At 71.2% G+C, this 15,066-nt stretch carries 13 protein-coding genes and 1 pseudogene; 8 read left to right on the top strand and 6 right to left on the bottom strand.

Translation table 11 applies throughout. From position 1 onward, the window contains the following. Positions 1-133 precede the first annotated feature (133 nt). The 3 genes from lnt to ABD709_RS13415 are packed head-to-tail and all read left to right on the top strand — an operon-like array spanning position 134 to position 2,963. Positions 134-1,675, top strand: coding sequence for an apolipoprotein N-acyltransferase (gene lnt, locus ABD709_RS13405; RefSeq protein ID WP_344776190.1), 1,542 nt, complete (start codon positions 134-136; stop codon positions 1,673-1,675). An 11-nt stretch (positions 1,676-1,686) separates the two neighbouring features. Further along, positions 1,687-2,454, top strand: a complete 768-nt coding sequence (locus ABD709_RS13410; protein WP_344776316.1) for a polyprenol monophosphomannose synthase — start codon at positions 1,687-1,689, stop codon at positions 2,452-2,454. Beyond that, entirely contained in the window at positions 2,451-2,963 is a 513-nt protein-coding gene (locus tag ABD709_RS13415; protein WP_344776192.1) for an FxsA family protein, read from the top strand. The genes ABD709_RS13410 and ABD709_RS13415 overlap by 4 nt, the downstream gene beginning before the upstream one ends. Before the next feature lie 9 nt (positions 2,964-2,972). On the opposite strand, the gene ABD709_RS13420 is transcribed toward ABD709_RS13415, so the two are convergent. From ABD709_RS13420 to ABD709_RS13435, 4 genes are all read right to left on the bottom strand, one after another. Beyond that, the gene (locus tag ABD709_RS13420) at positions 2,973-3,362 is read right to left on the bottom strand and encodes an RNA polymerase-binding protein RbpA (protein ID WP_344776194.1); all 390 of its coding nucleotides are present in this window, start codon (positions 3,360-3,362) and stop codon (positions 2,973-2,975) included. Positions 3,363-3,490: 128 nt separating this feature from the next. Further along, the gene (locus ABD709_RS13425) at positions 3,491-4,861 is read right to left on the bottom strand and encodes an MFS transporter (protein WP_344776196.1); all 1,371 of its coding nucleotides are present in this window, start codon (positions 4,859-4,861) and stop codon (positions 3,491-3,493) included. 19 nt (positions 4,862-4,880) lie between these two features. Further along, positions 4,881-5,645 carry a glycerophosphodiester phosphodiesterase family protein gene (locus ABD709_RS13430; protein WP_344776198.1) on the bottom strand — a complete coding sequence of 255 codons (765 nt, stop codon included), beginning with the start codon at positions 5,643-5,645 and terminating at the stop codon, positions 4,881-4,883. Positions 5,646-5,648: 3 nt separating this feature from the next. Then, a complete protein-coding gene (locus ABD709_RS13435) occupies positions 5,649-7,193 on the bottom strand; it encodes a UDP-N-acetylglucosamine 1-carboxyvinyltransferase (RefSeq protein WP_344776200.1) in 1,545 nt (514 codons plus the stop codon). 78 nt (positions 7,194-7,271) lie between these two features. Here ABD709_RS13435 and ABD709_RS13440 point away from each other — a divergent pair, with 78 nt between their 5' ends. The 3 genes and pseudogenes from ABD709_RS13440 to ABD709_RS13450 all read left to right on the top strand — a co-directional run bounded on the left by ABD709_RS13440 (position 7,272) and on the right by ABD709_RS13450 (position 9,611). After that, positions 7,272-8,288, top strand: a complete 1,017-nt coding sequence (locus ABD709_RS13440; RefSeq protein WP_344776202.1) for a zinc-dependent alcohol dehydrogenase family protein — start codon at positions 7,272-7,274, stop codon at positions 8,286-8,288. Positions 8,289-8,587: 299 nt separating this feature from the next. Continuing rightward, a pseudogene (locus tag ABD709_RS13445) lies at positions 8,588-8,884 on the top strand (LLM class flavin-dependent oxidoreductase); the annotation flags it as partial. A 124-nt stretch (positions 8,885-9,008) separates the two neighbouring features. Beyond that, on the top strand, positions 9,009-9,611 hold the full coding sequence (locus ABD709_RS13450) for an alkane 1-monooxygenase (protein WP_344776318.1): 603 nt from the start codon (positions 9,009-9,011) through the stop codon (positions 9,609-9,611). Positions 9,612-9,619: 8 nt separating this feature from the next. Here the strand turns inward: ABD709_RS13450 and ABD709_RS13455 are convergent, their stop codons facing one another. Both ABD709_RS13455 and ABD709_RS13460 read right to left on the bottom strand, forming a co-directional pair. Next, positions 9,620-10,984 carry an FAD-binding oxidoreductase gene (locus ABD709_RS13455; RefSeq protein ID WP_344776204.1) on the bottom strand — a complete coding sequence of 455 codons (1,365 nt, stop codon included), beginning with the start codon at positions 10,982-10,984 and terminating at the stop codon, positions 9,620-9,622. A gap of 34 nt (positions 10,985-11,018) precedes the next feature. After that, positions 11,019-11,177, bottom strand: coding sequence for a hypothetical protein (locus tag ABD709_RS13460; RefSeq protein WP_344776206.1), 159 nt, complete (start codon positions 11,175-11,177; stop codon positions 11,019-11,021). A 206-nt stretch (positions 11,178-11,383) separates the two neighbouring features. Here ABD709_RS13460 and ABD709_RS13465 point away from each other — a divergent pair, with 206 nt between their 5' ends. Both ABD709_RS13465 and ABD709_RS13470 read left to right on the top strand, forming a co-directional pair. After that, complete coding sequence (locus ABD709_RS13465; protein ID WP_344776208.1) at positions 11,384-12,631, top strand: GGDEF domain-containing protein; 1,248 nt, start codon at positions 11,384-11,386, stop codon at positions 12,629-12,631. Between the two features lie 50 nt (positions 12,632-12,681). Next, complete coding sequence (locus ABD709_RS13470) at positions 12,682-15,030, top strand: ATP-binding cassette domain-containing protein (RefSeq protein WP_344776210.1); 2,349 nt, start codon at positions 12,682-12,684, stop codon at positions 15,028-15,030. Positions 15,031-15,066: the final 36 nt, after the last annotated feature.

Below are 15,066 nucleotides of genomic sequence, written 5' to 3' on the forward strand. Positions count from 1 at the left end.
CTCGAGAGCGACACGAGAGGGCCGCTTTCCCCCTAGACAACATCCTTGCCCCGGCAGCCGGTCGGGCGTAGGGATGGACCGAAGGTGTCAGTGGCCCTCTCGTTTGCCTCGTCCCGCCGACTACGCTCGGGTCGTGCCAGGCCGCCTCCTCCTCGCTGTCGCGGGCGGCCTGCTGCTCACCACCGCCTTCGAGCCGATCGCGATCCCGTACGTCGTCCCGTTCGGTGTCGCCGCCTTCGCGCTGGCGACCCGGGACCTGACCGTGCGGCGGTCGGGGTTGGTCGGCCTCGTCTTCGGCGTGGCGTTCTACTTCGTCCACATCGAGTGGATGCGCCGCTCGGTCGGTCCCGACGCCTGGCTCGCCCTGTCCGCGACGGTCGCGCTCTTCTACGGCGTCCTCGGGCTCGCGGTCCCGCTGCTGCGCCGGCTGCCCGCCTGGCCGGTGTGGCTGGCCGCTGCCTGGACGGCGATGGAGCAGATCCACAGCACCTGGCCGCTGAGCGGGATGCCCTGGGGTCGACTGTCCTTCGCGGCCGTCGACACCCCTGCCGCACAGGCCGCGCCGTACCTCAGCCTCACCGGTGTCTCGTTCGTGCTCGCCCTGACCGGCTTCCTGCTCGCGGCAGCCGTCGAGCGGTGGCGTCGACCGCTCGTGCCCGTCGCCGGGCTGGTGGCGGTCCTCGCGCTGCTCATGATCCCTGCCGTGCACCCCTACCACGTGCACGAGACCGGCTCGGCCGTCGTGGCGGCCGTGCAGGGCGATCTCCCGGGCCCGGCCAACCAGATCCTGTGGGACTACCGGGCGGTGACGGACAACCACGTCGCAGCGACCGAGCAGCTCGCGCAGGACGTCGCCAACGGGACCGAGCCCGCGCCCGACTTCGTGCTGTGGCCGGAGAACTCCACCGCGATCGACCCGTTCGCCGACGCCAGCATCAACAGCGGCATCCGGAGCGCCGTGGCCGCGATTGGCGTGCCGGTCGTCGTCGGAGCCATCGTCGACGACGGGCCGTCGCACGTCCTGAACCAGGGAATCGTGTGGGACCCGCACTCCGGCGCCGGGGACCGGTACACCAAGCGCCACCCGGTGCCCTACGGCGAGTACATCCCGTTCCGCAACCTCTGGGACCCGGACTTCGGGCAGCTGTCCGCCATCGCCCGCGACATGGACAGCGGGACGCGGACCAGCCCACTGACCGTCGCCGGCATCAAGGTGGCCGACGCGATCTGCTTCGACATCGCCTACGACGACGTGGTGCGCAGCCAGGTGGCCCAGGGCGCCGAGCTGCTCACCGTCCAGACCAGCAACGCGACGTTCATCTACACCAACCAGGTCGCCCAGCAGTTCGCCATCACGCGGCTGCGCGCGATGGAGGCCGGTCGCTGGCTCGTCGTGGCCTCGCCGAACGGACGGTCGGGCGTGATCGCGCCGGACGGCACCGTGGTCGCGAGCGCGCCGCTGCGGACCGAGGCCGTACTCGACGAGCGGGTCGGCCTGGTCTCCCAGCTCACCCCCGCGACGCGCATGGGTGCCTGGCCGGGGCGGCTGTTCACCGGCGCGTCGGCTCTCGGCCTCGCGCTGGGGGCCCTCGCGTACCGTCGTTCGCGGGATCATTCCGGGTCCACCGGAGCCGCGGAGGACGCACCGGAGCTGAGTGAGGCAAGGACACCGTGACGACCGACCCGATGACCGACAACCACCGCCTCGGGCGGATCGTCATGGTGATCCCGACCTACAACGAGGCGGAGAACCTCGCCTGGATCGTCGGCCGTGTCCGGCAGGCGCAGCCGGGCGTGGACGTGCTGGTGGTCGACGACAGCTCGCCCGACGGCACCGGCGAGATCGCCGACACCCTCGCCTCGGCCGACCCGCAGGTGCACGTGCTGCACCGCGCGGGCAAGGAGGGTCTCGGCGCCGCCTACCTGGCCGGGTTCGCCTGGGCCCTGGCCGAGGGCTACGACGTCATCGGCGAGATGGACGCGGACGGCTCTCACCAGCCCGAGCAGCTCGGACGGCTGCTGGCAGCCGTCGCCGACGGCGCCGACCTGGTCATCGGGTCCCGCTGGGTGCCCGGCGGCTCCGTCGTCAACTGGCCCTGGCAGCGGGAGGCGCTCTCCCGTGGTGGCAACCTCTACGTTCGTGCGCTGCTCGGCATCGACGTGCGCGACGCGACCGCGGGGTTCCGCCTGTTCCGACGCAGCACGCTCGACGCGATCGACCTCGGCACCGTCGCCTCGACCGGTTACGTCTTCCAGACCGACCTCGTGAGCCGGACCCTGGGTGCGGGGCTCCGGGTCCGGGAGGTCCCGATCGAGTTCGTCGAGCGGGTGCGGGGCGACTCGAAGATGAGCGGTGCCGTCGCCCTGGAGTCCCTGAAGCGGGTGACCCAGTGGGGACTGCGCGAGCGCTGGGCCCGGGCACGCAGCCGGTCGCGTGCCATGATCGATGCGTGAGCAGACGACGCGGTAGGCGGTGGCTGGCGATCCTCGCGATCGCCTTCATCGTCGTCCCGCTGCTCGAGATCTACGTCCTGATCCAGGTCGGCCACGTCATCGGCGTCTGGTGGACGATCCTGCTGCTGGTCGCCGACAGCATCCTCGGCGGCTGGCTGATCCGGCGGGAGGGCAGCCGGGCGTGGCAGGCGCTGCGCGCCGCCCTCGACGAGGGCCGGATGCCGCACCGCGAGCTGGCCGACGGCGCGCTGATCGTGCTCGGCGGCGCCCTGATGCTGAGCCCGGGGTTCGTCACCGACCTCTTCGGGATCGTGCTGATCCTCCCGTTCACCCGACCGGTGTTCCGCAGGGTGCTGGCTTCCTATGCCGCCTCGCGGGCGACGGTTTACGCCACCGACCGGTTCGGCCGGCCGTTCCCTGCGCAAGGGGCCCGGACGCAGCGACGCCCCGGACCGACGGCGGGGGACGACTCCGTGGTCCGGGGCGAGGTCATCGACGACCAGCGCTGAGCGAGCGCGTCAGGCGCGAGCGGACTTCCGCTTGCGGGCATTGGCGCGGTGCAGGTGCGCGGGGCCGATCTCGCCGCCCCGCAGCAGCTCCAGCCGCTCGCTGAGGATCTCCTCGAGCTCCTTCTCCGAGCGCCGCTCGAGCAGCATGTCCCAGTGGGTGCGCTGCGGCTTCTCGGCCTTCTCCTCGCGCTCGATGCCCGAGGTGCTGGTCGCCTCGAGCCCGCAGCGCGGGCACTCCCAGACGGCCGGGACCTCGGCCTCGACCGACATCGTGATCTCGAATTCGTGCCCCTGCGGGCACCGGTAGCCCACCTGCTGGCGCGCAGCGAACTCGATGCCGCGCTCGTCCTCGAAGGACTGTCCGCCCAGTCGGGCGCCGCGCAATGTACGTTCGGCCATGTCGTCTCCCCACCCCATGCTTCGCGAGCGGGCGCCGCCGGGGGATCTCCCCGATCACTGAGGACGCGCCGCCTCATCTCTACAACGCTACCCGCGTGTGAAAAGTTGACACGACGCAAGGAAATCTTTCACACCGCGGCAGGCTCGGCCGCGGCCTCGCGGATTCCCCGCTCGGGGTCCACCCGCAGCAGCAGGACGAGGCCGAGCGCGAAGAACACCACCAGCGAGACGATCGCCGGCCGGTAGGACCCGGTCAGCTGGAAGACCAGGCCGAACACCAGCGTGCCGAGCCAGGACGTGCCTCGCTCGCAGGCGTTGTAGAGGGCGAAGTACTCCCCGGCGCGGCCGCGCGGGATCAGCACGCTGAAGAAGGAGCGGGAGAGCGCCTGCGTCCCGCCCATGACGATGGCGATCGCGACGCCGGCGAGCAGGAACGCGGGCACGTTCCGGTCGGGCAGGAACATGGCCAGGACCACCAGGACCATCCAGCCGACCGTGCCGACCGTGATGCAGCGGTGCGCGCCGTAGCGCTCCGCCACCCTCCCGAACAGCAGCGCGCCGCCGAACGCGACGAACTGGATGAGCAGGATCGCTGCGATCAGCACCGTCTCGTCGAGGTGCAGCTGCTTCGAGCCGTAGATGGACGCGCTGTAGATGACGGTCTGGATGCCGTCGTTGTAGAAGAGGTAGGCGATCAGGAACGTCATCGTGACGGGGTAGCGCGGCAGCCCCCTCAGCGTCGTGAACAGCTGGCCGAAGCTGCGGGCGAGCAGCCCGCCCGACTCGGCGACCACGCCCTGGGCCGGGTGGTCGCGCAGCCGCAGCACGGGGATCACGGTGAAGCCCGCCCACCACAGCGCCGCGCTCAGGAGGGAGAGCCGCACGGCCAGCTCCTTGTCGAGGCCGAGCGCCCCGTGGCCGAGGACCATCGCGAGGTTGACCACGAGGAGCACGCCGCCGCCGAGGTAGCCGAACGCCCAGCCGCGGGAGGAGACCCGATCCCGCTCCCGCTCGAGCGAGATGTCCACGAGGATCGCGTAGTAGCTCACCAGCGAGCACCCCGCGAGGATGCTCGAGACGACCACGGCGACCGCGCCCAGCTGCCAGTGGTCGCCGGTCAGGAAGAACAGCAGCGCGCCGAAGAAGGCTCCCGCCCACGCGAACCACGCCATGTGCAACCGCTTGCGCCCCGACCGGTCGACCATCGCGCCGACGATCGGGAGCACGAAGGCGCTCGCGATCGTGGCGAAGCTGGTGAGGTAGGACGGCAGCGAGCCCGCGGCCAGGTGGAGGCCGAGCACGTCGACCGTCTTGCTGCAGGTGTCGTCGGGACTGTCGCCGCAGCCCGCCGCGCGGCCGGCCACCGTGATCATCAGCGGGCCGAACAGCACCGTGAGGACCGTCGTGTAGAACGCGGAGTTGGCCCAGTCGTACCAGTACCAGGCGCGCTGCTCCCTGGCGCGGTTCAGCGGCTCGAGATCAGCGATCCCAGTAGTCATCGATCCTCCCGCCCGGACCCTACTGCCAGAGGCCGCGTGCGACGAGGACGCCTTTCAGCAGGTCGGTCCGGTCGGTGAAGAGGCCGTCCACACCGCGGTCGAGGAGCTCCTCCATCTCGGCGGGGTCGTCGATCGTCCACACGTGCACGTGCAGCCCCGCCGCGTGCGCGCGCCGTACGAAGCCCCGGGTGACCACCCGCAGCCGCCCGCGGCGGTGCGGGACCTGGAACGCCTCGAAGTCCGCACCGGCGAGCCGCTCGGCCAGCCGCGCGCTCGGCAGCAACCGGTAGGCGAGGATCTCGAGCGGATGTGCCGCGGTCGGCACCCGAGCACCGGTGAGCTGCCGGAACCGCCGGATCCGGCCGGGGGAGAAGGCACCGACCAGCACCCGGTCCCACAGGCCCCGGGCGGCGATGAAGTCGGCCAACGCGTCGACGGCACGCTCGGACTTGAGATCGATGTTGAAGCGCGCCTCGGGGAAGGCGTCCACCAGCTCCGCGAGCGTCGGCACCTGCTCCCGGCCGCCGATGCGCGCCTCACGGATCTCGGCCAGGTCGAGGTCCCCGATCGCGCCACCCCGGTCGGTGACCCGGTCCAGGACCTCGTCGTGGAAGGCCAGCAGCACCCCGTCCCGCGTCACGTGGACGTCGGTCTCGAGGTAGTCGTAACCGAGCGCCGCCGCGTGCCGGAAAGCCGCGAGCGTGTTCTCGAGCCCCTCGATCTCGGGGTGGTAGGCGCCGCCGCGGTGCGCGAACGCCAGCACCCGGCCGTGCTCCAGGAACACCTGCTAGATGTCCCGGAACGTCTCGATGTCGGCGCCCAGCGAGCTCAGCCGCTCGGCCAGGTCCTCGTAGCCGCGGTGGATCACGTAGGTGCCGCGCAGCACCGAGGTGCCCTTGCTCGCCAGCATCGCCAGGAGCACGACGACGGCCGGGCGGAGGGCCGGCGGGCACATCAGCTCGGCACCCGTCCAGGACGTGGGACCTTCGACCATCACCCGGTGCGGGTCGAGCAGGCTCACGCGGCCGCCGAGCTTGTTGAGCTCGGTGAGGTAGATGGCGCGGTTGTCGTAGACCCAGTCGTGGATGTAGGTCTGCCCCTGCGCCGTCGCGGCGATCACCGCGAAGAACGGCAGGTTGTCGATGTTCAGCCCCGGGAACGGCATCGGGTGGATCTTGTCGCGCGGCGCGACCAGGTCGGAGGGATGCGTGACCAGGTCGACCAGGCGGGTCCGGCCGTTGGCGGCGACGTACTCCTCCGAGCGCTCGTAGCGGAAGCCCATCTCCTCGAGCATCGCCAGCTCGATCTCGAGGAACTCGATCGGGGCGCGCCGGATGGTGATCTTGGACTTCGTGACGATCGCCGCCGCGAGCAGCGACATCGCCTCGATCGGGTCCTCGCTCGGCGCGTAGTCGACGTCGACGTCGATCTCGTCGCGGCCGGTGACCGTCAGCGTCGTGGTGCCGATGCCCTCGACTCCGACGCCGAGCGCCTGCAGGTAGAAGCAGAGGTCCTGGACCATGTAGTTGGACGACGCATTCCGGATGACGGTGGTGCCGGGGTGCAGCGCGGCGGCCATCAGGGCGTTCTCCGTGACCGTGTCACCGCGCTCGGTGAGCACGATCGGACGGCCCGGCACGATCGCCCGGTTGGCACTCGCGTGGTACCAGCCGTCGGTCGCCTTGACCTCGAGGCCGAACGGGCGCAGCGCGGACAGGTGCGGCTCGACGGTGCGCGTGCCGAGGTTGCAGCCGCCGGCGTAGGGGAGCTCGAAGGTGTCCTCCGCCCGATGCAGCAACGGGCCGAGGAACATGATCACCGAGCGCGTGCGGCGCGCCGCCGCCGCGTCGATGTTGGAGAGGTCGAGGTCGCGCGGCGGGACGATCTCGAGGTCGCCCGCGTCGTTGATCCAGCGGGCCTGCACGCCGAGGCTGCCCAGCACCTCGAGCAGGCGGTTGACCTCCTCGATGCGGGCGACCTTGCGCAGCGTGGTCCGGCCGCGGTTGAGCAGCGAGGCGCACAACAGGGCGACGCCCGCGTTCTTCGAGGTCTTCACGTCGATGCTGCCGGAGAGCGTCGTGGGGCCCTTCACCCGCAGGTGGGTCGGCCCCGCACCGACGGCGACGATCTCGGAGTCCACGGCTGAACCGATCCGGGCCAGCATCTCCAGCGAGAGGTTCTGGTGGCCCTTCTCGATCCGGTTGATCGCGCTCTGGCTGGTGCCCAGCCGCTCCGCGAGCTGGGTCTGGGTCAGCCCGCGGTGCTTCCGCGCGTCCCGGATCAGGTTCCCGATCCGCCCCTTGTAGTCGGCCTCGGAGCCAGAGAACGTCATGCGACGACGGTAACTCACATATGAGATAAGGCCAATCCTTGCCGCTGGGTGTCTTCTCCCGCCTGCAAGGATGGCCGCATGCGCGCGACGACCATCCACGGGCCCGGTGACATCCGCTTCGAGGAGGTCGCCGACCCGGTGATCCGCAAGCCGACCGACGCGATCGTCCGCGTGACCGCCGGGTGCATCTGCGGCTCGGACCTGTGGCCCTACCGCGGCGAGAACCCGGTCCGGCGGGGCTCGACCATCGGCCACGAGTGCATCGGCGTGGTCGAGGAGGTGGGGGCGGAGGTCCGCGACTTCCGGGCCGGTGACTTCGTCGTCGTGCCCTTCTGCCACTGCGACAACACGTGCGCCCACTGCCGCGCCGGGGTCCAGTCGGCGTGCGTGAACATCTCGATGACCGCGAGCGGCCAGGGCGAGCTCGCGCTGGTCGGGCAGGCCGACGGCTCGCTGGTGGCGACGGGGGACACGCCGGGCGACGACGAGCTCGCCTCCGTGCTCGCCCTCAGCGACGTGATGCCGACCGGCTGGCACGCGGCGGTCAGTGCCGGCGTCGCCAAGGGCGGGAGCGTCGTGGTGGTCGGCGACGGCGCCGTCGGGCTCTGCGGGGTCCTGGCGGCCTCGGTCATGGGCGCCGAGACGATCGTCGCGATGTCGCGCCACGAGCCGCGCCAGCTGATCGCGAAGGACTTCGGTGCGACGCACGTCGTCGCCGAGCGGGGCGACGCCGCGGAGGAGGCGGTCATGGAGATCACCGACGGCGTGGGCGCGGACGCCGTCCTCGAGTGCGTGGGGACCGACGCCGCGATCCAGACGGCGTTCGCGGTCGCGCGGCCCGGCTCGACGGTGGGTTTCGTGGGGGTGCCGCACGGCGTGGAGCTCCCGGTCGGACGGATGTTCTCCAAGAACGTCGGGCTCCGCGGCGGCGTCGCGCCCGTCCGCCGCTACCTGCCGGAGCTGCTAGACCTCGTCCGCGACGGCCGGATCGACCCCGGCAAGGTGTTCGACCTGACCCTGCCGATGGCGGAGTCCCCGGAGGGCTACCGGGCGATGGACGAGCGCCGCGCGATCAAGGTCATGCTGCGACCCTGACCGAGCCCTCAGCGCGCTATGACCGGCAGATCAGGCCGCGTGCGAGCCCGGCATCACGACGGGCGGGCAGGTGCAGCTGTCGCTGCAGGCCAGGAACGTGTGAACCGCGTGTCCGCAGCTGGGGCAGGGCAGGTCGTGCGACAGATGGCCTGCCGTGCCGGTGTGCGTCTCCCACATCGCTCTCATTTCCTCCCTCTCCACCTTCGACCGGCACCCGTCTCTTCGGACCCGTCACCCGTACGGACCCGAGTAGTGCTTCCGGGTCATCGCCGGGAATGCCGACGGCCCCCCAGCGTTGGATGCACGTGAAGAAGATCGGGTTCTTGTCGTTCGGCCACTGGACACCGTCGCCCGCCTCTCAGGTCCGTACGGCGTCGGACGCGCTGCTGCAGTCGATCGAGCTCGCCGTCGCCGCGGAGGAGGTCGGTGCGGACGGCGCCTACTTCCGGGTGCACCACTTCGCGCGGCAGCTCGCGTCGCCGTTCCCGCTGCTCGCCGCCGTCGGCGCGCGCACCAGCCGCATCGAGATCGGCACCGGAGTGATCGACATGCGGTACGAGAACCCTCTCTACATGGCCGAGGACGCGGGCGCGGCTGACCTGATCGCCGGCGGGAGGCTGCAGCTCGGCATCAGCCGCGGCTCGCCGGAGCAGGTCGTCGACGGCTGGCGGCACTTCGGGCACGAACCGGCCGACGGGGAGGGCGACGCCGAGATGGCGCGTGCCCACGGCGCGGTTCCTCGAGGTGATCGGCGGCGAGGGCTTCGCCGAGCCGAGCCCCAGGCCGATGTTCCCGAACCCGCCGGGGCTGCTGCGTGTCGAGCCCTACTCACCCGGCCTGCGCGAGCGGATCTGGTGGGGTGCCGGCACCCGCGCGACGGCCGAGTGGACCGCTCGACAGGGTATGAACCTGATGAGCTCGACGCTGCTCACCGAGGACACCGGCGTGCCGTTCCACCAGCTGCAGGCCGAGCAGATCCAGCGGTTCCGCGACACGTGGGCAGAGGCCGGGCACGCCCGGACGCCGCGGGTCTCAGTCAGCCGCAGCGTGTTCCCGCTGGTGAGCGAGCTCGACTTCCGCTACTTCGGGCTCGAGACGCGCAGCACCGACCAGGTCGGCCACATCGACGGCGGGGTGGCACGGTTCGGCAAGACCTACGCCGGTGAGCCGGAGCAGCTGGTCAAGGAGCTGGGGGAGGACGAGGCGGTCGCCGCGGCCGACACGCTGCTGCTCACCGTGCCCAACCAGCTCGGCGTCGACTACAACGCGCACGTGCTCGAGAGCGTGCTGCGGTACGTCGCCCCCGAGCTCGGCTGGCGCTGAGATTCCCGTCAGAGCACCGCGCCGGGGTTGAGGATCCCGTGCGGATCGAGGGCGTCCTTGATCCGCTGGTTCAGGGCGAGCGCATCCGGGCCGAGGTAGTCGCCCAGCCACGGCCGCTTGAGCCGGCCCACGCCGTGCTCGCCGGTGATCGTCCCGCCGAGCCCGATCGCCAGGTCCATGATCTCGCCGTAGGCCGCGGACGCGCGACCCTGCTGGTCCGCGTCGGAGGGGTCGAACACGATCAGCGGGTGGGTGTTGCCGTCGCCGGCGTGCGCGACCACGGCGATCTCCAGGTCCCGCTCCCGGGCGATGCCGGCGATGCCCTCGACGAGTGCGCCGAGCCGGGGGAGCGGAACGCCGACGTCCTCCAGCAGGAGGGAGCCGCGCCGCTCGACCGCCGGGATGACCATCCGCCGCGCTGCCACGAAGGCCTGACCCTCCTCGGGGTCGTCGGTGGCGAACACCTCGGTGCACCCGTGCTCCTTGCACAGACCCGCGATCGTGGCGATCTCCTCGCCCGCCGCCGGTGGCGGCTCGTCGCTCTGGATCACGAGCATCGCGGCGGCCGCCCGGTCGAGGCCCATCCGGGTCGCGTCCTCCACGGCGTTGATCGAGGGCCGGTCCATGAACTCCAGCATCGAGGGGCGCAGCCGCCGGGTGATGGCGAGGACCGCGTCGGTCGCGTCGCCGAGGGCGCCGAAGGTGGCCACCAGGGTCGAGGGCGGTCGCGGCGCGGGCAGCAGGCGCAGCACGATCCGCGTGACCACCCCGAGGGTGCCCTCACTGCCGACGAACAGCTTGGTCAACGACAGTCCGGCGACGTCCTTGAGCCGCGGGCCGCCGAGCTCGACGGCGGTGCCGTCCGCAAGCACGACGGTCAGCCCGAGCACGTAGTCGGTGGTCACGCCGTACTTCACGCAGCACAGACCGCCGGCGTTGGTCGCGATGTTGCCGCCGATCGAGCAGATCTCGAACGACGACGGGTCGGGCGGGTACCAGAGGCCGTGCCCGGCGACGGCCGCCTTCACCTCGGCGTTGAGCAGGCCGGGCTCGACGGTGCAGGTGCGGGTCGCGGGGTCGACCTCGATCGCGCGCATCCGCTCGGTGCAGACCACGATGCAGCCGTCGACCGCTGAGGATCCGCCGGACAGCCCCGTGCCGGCTCCCCGCGGCACGACGGGCACGCGGTGGCGGTGGGCGATCCGGAGCGTCTCCTGGACGTCCTCGGTGCACGTCGCACGCACGACGGCCAGCGGCAGTCCCGCGTCGGGGTCGTTCGCCCGGTCCCAGCGGTAGCCCGCCATCCGGTCGGGCTCGAGCACGACCGTGCCCTCGGGCAGTGCGGCGAGCAGGTCGCCGGCGATACCGGTCACCCGGTCAGGCTATTCCAGGCTGCCGCGGGCGGCTTCAGCCCGCCGCGGCCCGCGACCGATCCGTCACCACGCCCTCGACCTGGCAACCGCACTCGCGGTCGCACGGGAGGTAGCGGTGTCCGGCGTGCCCGCAGTAGGGGCACGGCAGGTCGTGCGAAAGGATCTCGTGCTTGGACGGTTCGTTGTCCCACATGACGGCTTCTCACTTGTTGTCGCTGCGTGGATTCCAAGGTAAAAGCGGCTCGGCGCAAATCGGTGCGGAACCGCCGAGAATGGTCCGTAAAGACAGGGAGAAATGACTCGTTCGGGCCATGCGAGAAGGGGCTCGACGGCCAGAACCCGAGCCTCTCGGACCCGTTACCGGCGTGCCTCGTCCCCGGTCGCCGTACCGTCCGCGCCATGGTCCACCACGACTCGCTCGCACCGAGCGGGTTCGCCTTCCTGCGCACCCCGTGGCCGTGCCGTCTGTGGGTCACCGGAGCGATGCTGGGAGCCTGCCTCCTGCCGGTGCTGCTGGTGGAGTACGGCCACCGCCCCGGTTCGCTCGAGCACGCCTGGACCGCGCTTCTGCTGATCGGTCTCTCCGTGGCCAACGTCGAGATCGGCCGGGTGCTCGAAGGAGGGATCGCCGACAGCCAGCGGCCCCACAAGGCGCTGTCCGCGTGGGCCTTCGCCGCTGCGCTCGTCCTGCCGACCTGGTGGCTGCTGCCGGTCACCGCGGTCACCTACGGCCACGCGCGGTGGCGCGGTCTCCGCGTCCCCCTGTGGAAGTGGGCGGGGTCGGCGGCCTACCTCGTGCTCGCCGCGGTCGCGGCCGCCGTCACCGCGCGCGCTCTCGTCGGAGACCCGCACGACCTCATGCACGGCGACGGCAGCCGGGGCCTGGTCGCGGTCGCGACGTCGGCCGCCGTCTTCCTCGCGGTCGAGACCCTGCTCTTCCACGGCAGCGCCTACCTCAACGTCCGGGACGACGAGGCGTGGCTGAGGGAGACCCTCGCCAGCAGGTCGTTCTACCTCACCGAGGGCGCCGTGCTGCTCGTCGGCGGCCTCTCCGCGGCGATCTGGATGACCGGTGCCTGGTTCGTGCTGCTCCTCGTCCCGGTGTACGCCCTCACGCAGCGGGCCGCACTGCACGAGCCGCTGCGGGTGCGCGCCGAGCACGACGACAAGACCGGGACGCTCCGGTTCGAGTCGTGGCGACGGCTGGCGCTCAACGGCGTCGAGCGGTGCCGGGGCAGGGGCCAGCCGTGGTGCGTGCTGTTCGCCGATCTCGACCACTTCAAGGCCTTCAACGACACCTGGGGCCACCTCGCCGGCGACGACGCGCTGGCGGCCGTGGCCGAGGCGATCGGCGGGGAGCTGCGGAGCGGGGACCTCCTCGCGCGCTTCGGCGGCGAGGAGTTCTGCGCGTTCCTCCCCGACACGTCCGCCGAGACCGGGTACGCCGTCGCCGAGCGGGTCCGGGCGGCGGTCGACGCGACCCGGGTCCGGGACGCGGCGGTGACGGTGAGCCTCGGAGTGGGGGCCAGCGACTGCGCGACCGAGCCGGCGGAGTTCGCCAAGGTGCTCGCCGCCGCCGACCGGGCGCTGTTCCGCGCCAAGGCCGAGGGCCGCGACCGCACCGTCGTGGAGGTGCTCAGCGGCTGAGGGCCGGATGCCACGATGTGCACGAGCCGTCCCGCCATCGAGGAGAAGCCGTGCCACATTCCGCCGACAGCCACGACCTGATCCGGGTGCAGGGGGCGCGGGTCAACAACCTCAAGGACGTCGACCTCGAGATCCCGAAGAGGCGGCTCACCGTGTTCACCGGCGTCTCCGGGTCGGGCAAGAGCTCCCTGGTCTTCGGCACCGTCGCCGCCGAGTCGCGCCGGCTGATCGACGAGACCTACTCGACGTTCGTGCAGGGCTTCATGCCGAACCTGCCCCGGCCGGACGTCGACGTGCTCGAGGGGCTGACGACGGCGATCATCGTCGACCAGGAGCGGATGGGCGCCAACCCGCGCTCCACCCTGGGCACGGTCACCGACGCGAACGCGATGCTGCGCAGCCTGTTCAGCCGGCTCGGCGAGCCCTACATCGGCGGTCCCACCGCGTTCTCGTTCAACATCCCGACGACCCGGGCGAGCGGCGTGCTGACGGGGCCCAAGGGTGAGAAGAAGATCGTCAAGGACGCCGTCTACCTGGGCGGCATGTGCTCCGAGTGCGAGGGTCGCGGAACGATCTCCGACCTCGACCTGTCCGTGATCATCGACGAGTCCAAGTCGCTGCGGGAGGGCGCGATCCTGGTCCCCGGCTACACGCCGGACGGCTGGATGGTCGCGACCTTCATCGAGTCCGGCTTCGTGGACCCGGACCAGCCGATCAAGGACTACACCGAGAAGCAGCGCCACGACCTGCTCTACAAGCAGACGACGAAGGTCAGGGCCAAGGGCATCAACGTGACCTACGACGGGCTGATCCCGAAGATCCGCAAGTCCATGTTCAGCAAGGACCCCGACGCCCTGCAGCCGCACATCAAGGCCTTCGTCGAGCGGGCAGCCGTCTTCAAGACCTGCCCGGTCTGCGACGGCACCCGGCTCAACGAGTCGGCGCGGTCCTCCAAGATCAAGGGGGTCGACATCGGGGAGGCCTGCACCTTCCAGGTCACCGACCTCGCCGCGTGGCTGCGCGAGATCGACGACGCCGGGGTCGAGCCGCTCGTGGCGACCCTGCTGCACCTCCTCGACTCGTTCGTCGAGATCGGCCTCGGGTACCTCTCGCTCGACCGTCCCTCCGGCACCCTGTCCGGGGGAGAGGCCCAGCGCACCAAGATGGTCCGGCACCTCGGGTCGGCCCTGACCGACGTCACCTATGTCTTCGACGAGCCCACGATCGGGCTGCACCCGCACGACATCGAGCGGATGAACAACCTGCTCCTGGAGCTGCGCGACAAGGGCAACACCGTGCTGGTGGTCGAGCACAAGCCGGAGACCATCGAGATCGCCGACCACGTCGTCGACATGGGACCCGGCGCGGGCTCCGCCGGGGGCGAGGTCGTCTTCGAGGGCACCGTGGCCGGGCTGCGCAGCAGCGGGACGCTCACCGGCCAGCACCTGTCCTACCGCGCGGCGCTCAAGGACGCGGTCCGGGAGCGGAACGGCGTCCTCGAGGTGCGCGGCGCGACGGCCCACAACCTGAAGGACGTCGACGTCGACATCCCGCTCGGCGTGCTGACCGTCGTCACCGGCGTCGCGGGGTCCGGCAAGAGCTCCCTGATCGACGGCTCGATCACGGGGCGCGAGGGCGTGGTCACGATCGACCAGACGTCGATCAAGGGCTCCCGTCGCAGCAACCCGGCGACGTACACCGGTCTGCTGGAGCCGATCCGGAAGACGTTCGCGAAGGCGAACGGCGTGAAGCCGGCGCTCTTCTCCGCCAACTCCGAGGGTGCCTGCCCGACCTGCAAGGGCACGGGCGTGATCGTGACCGAGCTCGGCTTCATGGACACGGTGTCCACGCCTTGCGAGGACTGCGGCGGCAAGCGGTTCCAGGCGGCGGTCCTCGACCTGCGCGTCGACGGCTTGAACATCGCCGACGTGCTCGACCTGCCGGTGGCCGAGGCGCACGCCTTCTTCGGCGATGGCCAGGCGAGGACGCCCGCCGCGGTGTCGATCCTCGCCCGGCTCGAGGACGTCGGGCTCGGCTACCTGAAGCTGGGGCAGCCGCTCAACACGCTGTCCGGAGGGGAGCGGCAGCGGGTCAAGCTGGCGCTGCACATGAGGGAGCAGGGCGGCGTCTACGTCCTGGACGAGCCGACGATCGGCCTGCACCTCGCGGACGTGGCGAACCTGCTCGGGTTGCTCGACCGGCTCGTCGACGCCGGCAAGTCGGTGATCGTCATCGAGCACCACCAGGCGGTGATGGCCCACGCCGACTGGATCATCGACCTCGGTCCAGGCGCCGGGCACGACGGCGGGCAGGTGGTCTTCGAGGGCACGCCCGCGGAGCTGGTGGCCGGTCGCTCGACGCTCACCGGCGAGCACCTGGCGGCGTACGTGGGCGGCTGAGGCCACTCCGACCCTGGGAGGACGACACCACTCGCC

Source organism: Nocardioides panacisoli, from assembly GCF_039537325.1.
GTDB classification, from domain to species: Bacteria; Actinomycetota; Actinomycetes; order Propionibacteriales; family Nocardioidaceae; genus Nocardioides; species Nocardioides panacisoli.

Coding starts and splice junctions, on each gene's coding strand:
- ABD709_RS13460 (WP_344776206.1), bottom strand. CDS start 11,177: ATGTGGGACAACGAACCGTCCAAGCACGAGATCCTTTCGCACGACCTG.
- ABD709_RS13420 (WP_344776194.1), bottom strand. CDS start 3,362: ATGGCCGAACGTACATTGCGCGGCGCCCGACTGGGCGGACAGTCCTTC.
- ABD709_RS13465 (WP_344776208.1), top strand. CDS start 11,384: ATGGTCCACCACGACTCGCTCGCACCGAGCGGGTTCGCCTTCCTGCGC.
- ABD709_RS13410 (WP_344776316.1), top strand. CDS start 1,687: ATGACCGACAACCACCGCCTCGGGCGGATCGTCATGGTGATCCCGACC.
- ABD709_RS13440 (WP_344776202.1), top strand. CDS start 7,272: ATGCGCGCGACGACCATCCACGGGCCCGGTGACATCCGCTTCGAGGAG.
- ABD709_RS13425 (WP_344776196.1), bottom strand. CDS start 4,861: ATGACTACTGGGATCGCTGATCTCGAGCCGCTGAACCGCGCCAGGGAG.
- ABD709_RS13435 (WP_344776200.1), bottom strand. CDS start 7,193: ATGACGTTCTCTGGCTCCGAGGCCGACTACAAGGGGCGGATCGGGAAC.